This window comes from Clostridium sp. D5, from assembly GCF_000190355.1.
Classification (GTDB): domain Bacteria; phylum Bacillota; class Clostridia; order Lachnospirales; family Lachnospiraceae; genus Faecalicatena; species Faecalicatena fissicatena_A.
This window is the reverse complement of the sequence record NZ_GL870813.1, coordinates 348,207-355,056: the sequence shown is the minus strand read 5'-3', so window position 1 is coordinate 355,056 and position 6,850 is coordinate 348,207. Positions and strand designations below refer to the sequence as shown.

The 6,850-nt window shown below is 48.0% G+C and carries 7 protein-coding genes; all 7 read right to left on the bottom strand.

Translation table 11 applies throughout. From position 1 onward, the window contains the following. Nucleotides 1-230: 230 nt before the first annotated feature. Entirely contained in the window at nucleotides 231-1,223 is a 993-nt protein-coding gene (locus HMPREF0240_RS13380; RefSeq protein WP_009003951.1) for an ABC transporter permease, read from the bottom strand. Continuing rightward, nucleotides 1,216-2,313 carry an ABC transporter permease gene (locus HMPREF0240_RS13375; protein ID WP_009003950.1) on the bottom strand — a complete coding sequence of 366 codons (1,098 nt, stop codon included), beginning with the start codon at nucleotides 2,311-2,313 and terminating at the stop codon, nucleotides 1,216-1,218. Before HMPREF0240_RS13375 ends, HMPREF0240_RS13380 begins: the two co-directional genes overlap by 8 nt. Then, a complete protein-coding gene (locus HMPREF0240_RS13370; RefSeq protein ID WP_009003949.1) occupies nucleotides 2,310-3,911 on the bottom strand; it encodes an ABC transporter ATP-binding protein in 1,602 nt (533 codons plus the stop codon). The genes HMPREF0240_RS13375 and HMPREF0240_RS13370 overlap by 4 nt, the downstream gene beginning before the upstream one ends. A gap of 196 nt (nucleotides 3,912-4,107) precedes the next feature. Then, complete coding sequence (locus tag HMPREF0240_RS13365) at nucleotides 4,108-5,283, bottom strand: BMP family ABC transporter substrate-binding protein (RefSeq protein WP_009003948.1); 1,176 nt, start codon at nucleotides 5,281-5,283, stop codon at nucleotides 4,108-4,110. Nucleotides 5,284-5,495: 212 nt separating this feature from the next. After that, entirely contained in the window at nucleotides 5,496-5,912 is a 417-nt protein-coding gene (locus HMPREF0240_RS13360; protein ID WP_009003947.1) for a stage V sporulation protein AB, read from the bottom strand. Beyond that, complete coding sequence (locus HMPREF0240_RS13355) at nucleotides 5,872-6,537, bottom strand: stage V sporulation protein AA (RefSeq protein ID WP_009003946.1); 666 nt, start codon at nucleotides 6,535-6,537, stop codon at nucleotides 5,872-5,874. The genes HMPREF0240_RS13360 and HMPREF0240_RS13355 overlap by 41 nt, the downstream gene beginning before the upstream one ends. After that, a complete protein-coding gene (locus HMPREF0240_RS24685) occupies nucleotides 6,527-6,688 on the bottom strand; it encodes a hypothetical protein (RefSeq protein ID WP_198137798.1) in 162 nt (53 codons plus the stop codon). The genes HMPREF0240_RS13355 and HMPREF0240_RS24685 overlap by 11 nt, the downstream gene beginning before the upstream one ends. Between the last annotated feature and the right edge of the window lie 162 nt (nucleotides 6,689-6,850).

Sequence of the window (6,850 nt, the reverse complement as noted above, 5' to 3'; positions counted from 1 at the left end):
AGGAAAACCAGGGTGAGATATGTGATCACAAATCACATATCTCCCTGGCCCCAGCGCGCAAAGCCATCAAGGCTTTGGGTGATGTGGCCAGGTCTGCCCTGGTTTTCCTTCCTTTTTGCTTTACTCCAGCTTACTGCCGTATTCCGTTTCCAGTCCCCCCTGTATCCGTTTCCCGCAGCCGCAGGCATTCCGGGGTTTTTCACAGCGTCCCCTCCCCGACTCCCCCGTCGCTACCGCTCCTCTCGGAAGTAGTTGAGGCCGCAGCTTTTTGGCTGTGCATGTTCTTTGCTTTCCCTCATGCTTGTTACAACCAGTACGACAATCGTAGCTACGTATGGCAGCATGTCATAGATCTGGGCCGGGAGCCCGGGGATATTTACGTACATACGCATGATCGTGAGGCCTCCGAATATGAGCGCAACCAGCATGCCTTTAGCCGGCCTCCAGGTTGCGAAGATTACGAGGGCAACGGCAAGCCAGCCGTAGCCGCTGACGCATCCGTGCACCCATACGCCTGATGTGGTGACCATGCTCATGTACATACCGCCGATTCCGCATATACCGCCGCCCACTACGGTTGCGATATATTTGTATTTTGTGATATTGATTCCTGCTGCATCGGCCGTGGCCGGATCTTCTCCGACAGCCCTGAGGTTCAGGCCTACACGGGATTTGTTGAAAAACCATGCCATCAAAAGTGCAAGGATTACCGCAAAATACACCAGCCAGTTGTATTCAAATAATAGTTTTCCTATAATCGGAATATCTGAAAGCACCGGTATATGCATCCTGGAAAACGCTGCTTTAGTGGTGCCGCTTACGGCAACATATCCTCCGGCTTTCTGTCCAATGAATTCTCCGAAAAAGTTACCGAAGCCGGTGCCGAAAATCGTCAGTGTCAAACCAGTAACATTCTGGTTGGCACGCAGGGAAATCGTGAGGAATGCATAAATTAAAGCTCCAAATGCGCCCGCAATAAATGAGACCAGAAGCGCGATCACTGCTGAAAGTGCTCCACTGGGGCTTCCACCCGATTTTGCAATGGCCTGCTCGTAGTAATAAGAGCCTGCCAGACCGGTGATTGCTCCCATGAACATCATACCTTCCACACCAAGGTTCATGTTTCCTGATTTTTCCGTCAGGATTTCTCCCAGCGCCCCCAGCAGCAGAGGCGTTCCTGCCAGCACTGCGGCGATAAATAAACTGTTTAATGTACTAAGCATGCTGTTCCTCCTTTCCTCTGAAGATCAGTCGGTATGTAATAAAGAATTCGCATCCAAGCATGAAGAAAAGGATGATTCCGATCAGCAGATCTGACGCCGATGCCGGTATCTTGAAGTTCGTCTGAATGGTATTAGATCCCCTTTCCAGCATGGCGATAAATACCGATACAATCAGCATTCCAAAAGGATTCATCTTTGCCAGCCAGGCCACCGTAATGGCAGTGAATCCCACGCCGCCTGCGGTTCCTTCTGTTATGGTGTAATCTGCTCCTGCAAACTGAAGCATTCCCACAAGACCGCACAGCGCACCGGATAAAAACATGGTGCGGATGAAGACTTTGCTGACGTTGATTCCCGCATATCTTGCTGTATTATTGCTCTGTCCCACAACAGCGATCTCATATCCCTGTTTTGTCTTATTAAAATAGATGAATGCCAGGACAACCAGGATCAGTGCCAGTATCCATCCCCAGTGCACACCCAGTACCTTTTTCAGCCGTGCGCCCTGTACCAGCATAGCAATTTTCGGGAAACTGCTGCCCGGTGCTTTCCACGGGCCATTCATCAGATATTTGATAAATGCAAGCGCTATATAGTTCAGCATCAGCGTGAACAGTGTCTCATTGGTTCCCCATTTTGCTTTGCAGATTGCAGGAAGCAGGCCGTACAGCCCACCTGCAGCCATACCTGCCAGCAGCATCAGGATAACAAGCGGAATCTTCGGGAAAATGTGTGCAGTGAATAATCCAAAAGCTCCTGCTGCCACTGCCCCGACGAGGATCTGTCCCTCTGCCCCGATGTTCCAGAATTTCATTTTGAATGCAAAGGATATACCAATTGCCGTAATCAAAAGCGGCACCGCCAGCTTCACGGTCTCATGGATGACCGTTCTGGAGCCCCATGCCCCGATTACCATGGCTTTATATACCGACAGCGGATTGTGTCCGAGAACCAGGATCAAAAGGCCTCCTGTCACCAGTGACAGAAGAAATGCAGCTGCACGGATTCCCCAGGCCTTCTGCTGTGAAATAGAGCCCCTTTTCACCATACGGATCAGTGGTTCTTTTACCTGTGTCTGCTTACTGCTCATACCCCCGCCTCCTCTTTTGGATTTTCATCCTTTTTTTCTCCGGCGCCCTGTCCTGCGCCGTTTATCTCGTTACCGCCCTCCGGGCTGATTTGTTCATCTTCCACATGTATCATCATGAGGCCAATATCTTCCTTCGTTACCGTACGCGGATCCACAATACCGCTGACTTTGCCTCCACAGAGAACCATGAGGCGGTCGGAAAGTTCAATCAGTACATCAAGATCCTCGCCGATGAAAATAACAGCAACGCCTTTTTTCTTCTGCTCATTCAACAGATCATAGATCCTGTAGGAAGAGTTGATATCCAGCCCCCGCACCGGATAGGCCACAATCAATACAGAAGGGCTCAGGGCGATCTCTCTGCCCAGGAGTACCTTCTGGACATTCCCCCCGGAAAGCCGTCCCACCGGCGTGTCAACACCCGGAGTCACAATCTCCAGCTCTTCAATGAGCTGTTCTGCCACTTCCCTGGGGGTCTTTCTGTCAACAAAAAGTCCCTTTTTATCTTTGTAGCTCCGGAGCATAACATTGTCTGTCATATCCATACCGGCAACAAGTCCCATACCAAGCCTGTCTTCGGGAACAAAGGCCATGGAGATTCCTTTTTTCACAATCTCATCGGGCTTGAGGCCCAGGATCCGCTCTTTGATCGGCTCCCCGTTGAGCTCGCCCGCATAGAGGACAGAACCGCCTATGGCCGGATACAACCCTGCGATTGCCTCACAGAGTTCCTTCTGACCACTGCCCGCAATCCCGGCAACCCCCAGTATCTCGCCTCCATATGCAGAAAAAGAAACATTGTCCAGAGCCTTAACGCCTTCTCCGTTCAGACAGGTCAGATCAATGACCTGCAGCCGTTCAATGCCGCGCTCCTGCTGTGGTCTCTCAATCTCAAGGCTGACCGGCCGGCCTACCATCATCTCCGTCAGCTCAGCCTGATTCGTCTTGTCTGTCTCAACTGCGCCTATGTATTCGCCCTTTCGAAGTATCGCCACCCGGTCCGATATTGACAGTACCTCATGCAGCTTATGTGTGATAATAATAATGGATTTACCGTCCTTTTTCATATTGCGCAGCACCGCAAAAAGCTTCTCTGTCTCCTGCGGTGTAAGCACTGCTGTCGGCTCATCCAGAATCAGGATATCGGCACCTCTGTACAGAACCTTCAGTATCTCAACGGTCTGTTTCTCAGAGACAGCCATGTTATATATCTTTTTCGACGGGTCGATCTCGAACCCGTATCTGGATGCGATCTCTGCAACCTTTTTGTTTACCTCTTTCCTGTTCAGCGTTGCTTTTCCATCAAGCCCAAGTACAATATTCTCCGCAGCCGTCAGGACATCCACCAGTTTAAAATGCTGATGGATCATTCCGATTCCCAGTCCGAAAGCATCCCTTGGGGAACGGATTGTCACCTGTTTGCCGTGGATGCTGATTTCTCCGTGATCCGGAAAATAAATGCCGGAAAGCATATTCATCAGTGTTGTTTTGCCGCTTCCGTTCTCCCCCAGAAGTGCCAGTATCTCTCCGTTTTTCAGTTCCAGGTCAACGTCCATATTGGCAACGACCTTTCCGAATGTTTTGGTGACATGATGCATCTTTACAGCATACTCTGTAGTCTCACTCAAATCTTCACCCTCCTTCTTCTCTTCCTGTCCTTTTTTTCCAATCGGGTACACCGCAATACATGTCCCTTGCACGGCATGCATTACGGAATGCCCGAAAAGGGGCATTTCTAAAAACAGAGCCGTCATACAACGGCTCTGTCAATGAACTTATCCACGGATGAATCGATTATTCAACCACATTGCATCCTTCGATGATATAACTCCAGGATGGTGCGGAAGCTTCTTCCTGCTCGTGATAGTAATCGCCTTCAGCAACTTCTATTGTCTCACCATCTGGATTTGTTCCTTTAAGAGGACCATCAAATACATGAATCTCTCCCGCCTCAAGTGCCTTCGTAGCTTTATCGATTGCTTCCTGGGTTCCCTCAGCAGCAATGTCTTTATTCAGAGGTGACAGATAAACCGCACCATCCTTTAACCCTCTGCACCAGTCAACCGGAATCTCTTTACCATCAATCATGGACTGTACGGCTTCTGTTACGTAGATACCCCAGTCAATACGGGCAGAAATCAGGGAAGCCTTCGGTGCTGCCTCGATCATGTCATTGTTATAGCCTACCTGGAAAGCGCCGTACTCCTCAGCTGTTGTTGCCGGAGCTGTAGAGTCAGAATGCTGTGAAACCACATCGCATCCTCTTTCGATCAGGGCTTTTGCAACCTGGGACTCAACGGTCGGGTCATTCCATGAATTCGTGTACATGATATCCATTGTCACATCCGGGTTTACACTCTTTGCTCCAAGGTAGAATGCTGTATATCCACTGATAACCTCAGCAAACGGGAATGCAGCTACGTATCCAAGCTTGTTGGATTCTGTCTTCATACCTGCAGCGATACCTGCCAGGTAACGTGCCTCATAGATAGATGCAAAATAGTTGTGCATGTTGCTCAGTCCGGAATCTTTTGCCTGGTATCCTGTCGCATGGCAGAACTGTACATCCGGGTACTCCGCTGCTACTTCTTTTACATAATCTTCAAAACCAAAACTCGTTGCGAAGATAATGTTGCAGCCCGCGTCAACCAGCTCTCTCAGAGCTGTATCACATTCAGCGCCCTCAGGAACATTGAACTTGTTGACGATCTGGTCATCACTGATTCCCAGTTCTTCCTGCATCTCTTTGGTTCCCAGATCATGGTTGTATGTATACCCCATGTCACTTGCATCAGATACATGTACAAAACCGATCTTCAGATCTTCCTTTGCAATGCCTGATGCGCTTTCTGTTTTCTTGTCATCAGTATCCTTAGTATCTGCTTCTGCAGCCGGCTTTGCGCCGCATCCTGCAACCAGGCCGATGACCATTGTTGCGCACAGCAGTGCGCTCAAGATTTTCTTTTTCATACCTTCTCCTCCTAAATAAAAACTGGCTACCCTAATTAAGAAACATATTCCTTGATTGGATAGCCTTGTACTACGTTTAGATTTTACACCGGCATAAGAAATAAGTCAAGTTCTCTGGGACGTTCTTCAGAAAACTTCACGTATTGTTTCTGCCGTTTCTTAAATTAATCGCTCAACCAGATCTTCTGGAGTATGATTTGGCCTTTCTCTGATTACCACCGCTGCAAAAAGAAGATAAAGGAACCAATCCCTTTTCCAAGAGCCATACTTATGATAAACGCTGAAATATATCTTACAATTTTCAGCCTGCGCACAAATATCGGAAATACATTCAAGATCTCGGCAAGCGCCATAGACCAGCATCCTACAAAGATTCCCGCCAGTACCCCGAAGATCGGAAGCAGCCAGTTTCCATGGGGGATATGGAGCTGAAATACAGAAAACAGATTTCCCACGATACCGCCCAGTGCAACACAGTCTTCATATAAAAGGATTCTGTTTCCAGTATGGGTACGGTCTGCAAAATCTGCCACAACCCCCAGCTCAATGATAAAAGAAAACAATCCGCCCGCGACAACAAGTCCGCCGCTAAGTCCGATGACTGCTAATATGATTTGATTTACCCACATCAAGCTCCTGCTCCCTTCTTGATGCATCCTCAACCAGGGTGGTCTGGATGTCATTTTCGTAAAGGCGCATCTGCACCTCCATAGGCGTCGGGTCTACTGTAAAACGCTTTTTCCCGAAATGATTGAAAAACACCAGAATTCCCACTGTAATTCCAACCGAATATGAGATTTCCAGCATCGTCAGCCCATCTGAAACCTCGCCTGTCACAAATTCATAGATCTGTGAAAACAATTTTGCTGTGGAAACGTCATTATTAAATGCCATAATTGAAAAGGCAGCACCGAAAAACGTAATCAGCACAACTATAGCCGTTTTTATGACATGCCAGGCTATACCGGGTGTCTTCTGCTCTTCATATGTGATGATAATATCCTGTTCTCCCATATTCTGCACTTCCAAACCAGGATATTTTTCATGGATACAGGCAATAATTTTTAATATGGAGATTACCATCCGCTGTTTCTTCTGATCCGGTATCTTCAGAATTTTCAGTGTCTTCAGCTTTGGAATTAATTCTTTATTACTGCATTCCATTGCCACTATATCCCCCAGGGTGACATCCGTTTTCTGTACCTCAACGTTCCTGTCACCTTTGAGATAAACCGTATCATGATTAACAGCCATAATATTCCACCTTCGGTCCCTGAATCAGAGTTCCCTCACTGTTTCCAGGCTTCCCGCTCCCGCTAAAATAATAATAAAAAATACCGATAACGACTGCCGCAAGCACAATGCCAAAGAGGCAGATACGGATTTTCCTTCTTCCATTCTCCATAGAGGCCACCTAACCTTTCCAAAAATATAGTAGTGTTAGTATTTGAAAAAAATGTGAAAGTATGCATTCGCATCGTAAAAGGTGAGGCGGCTTCCGCAGGAATGTGTATGCCATTTCTGGAGGCGGGCCGTTTGCGGAGAATCCGTAAGAGAAAAAACAGGA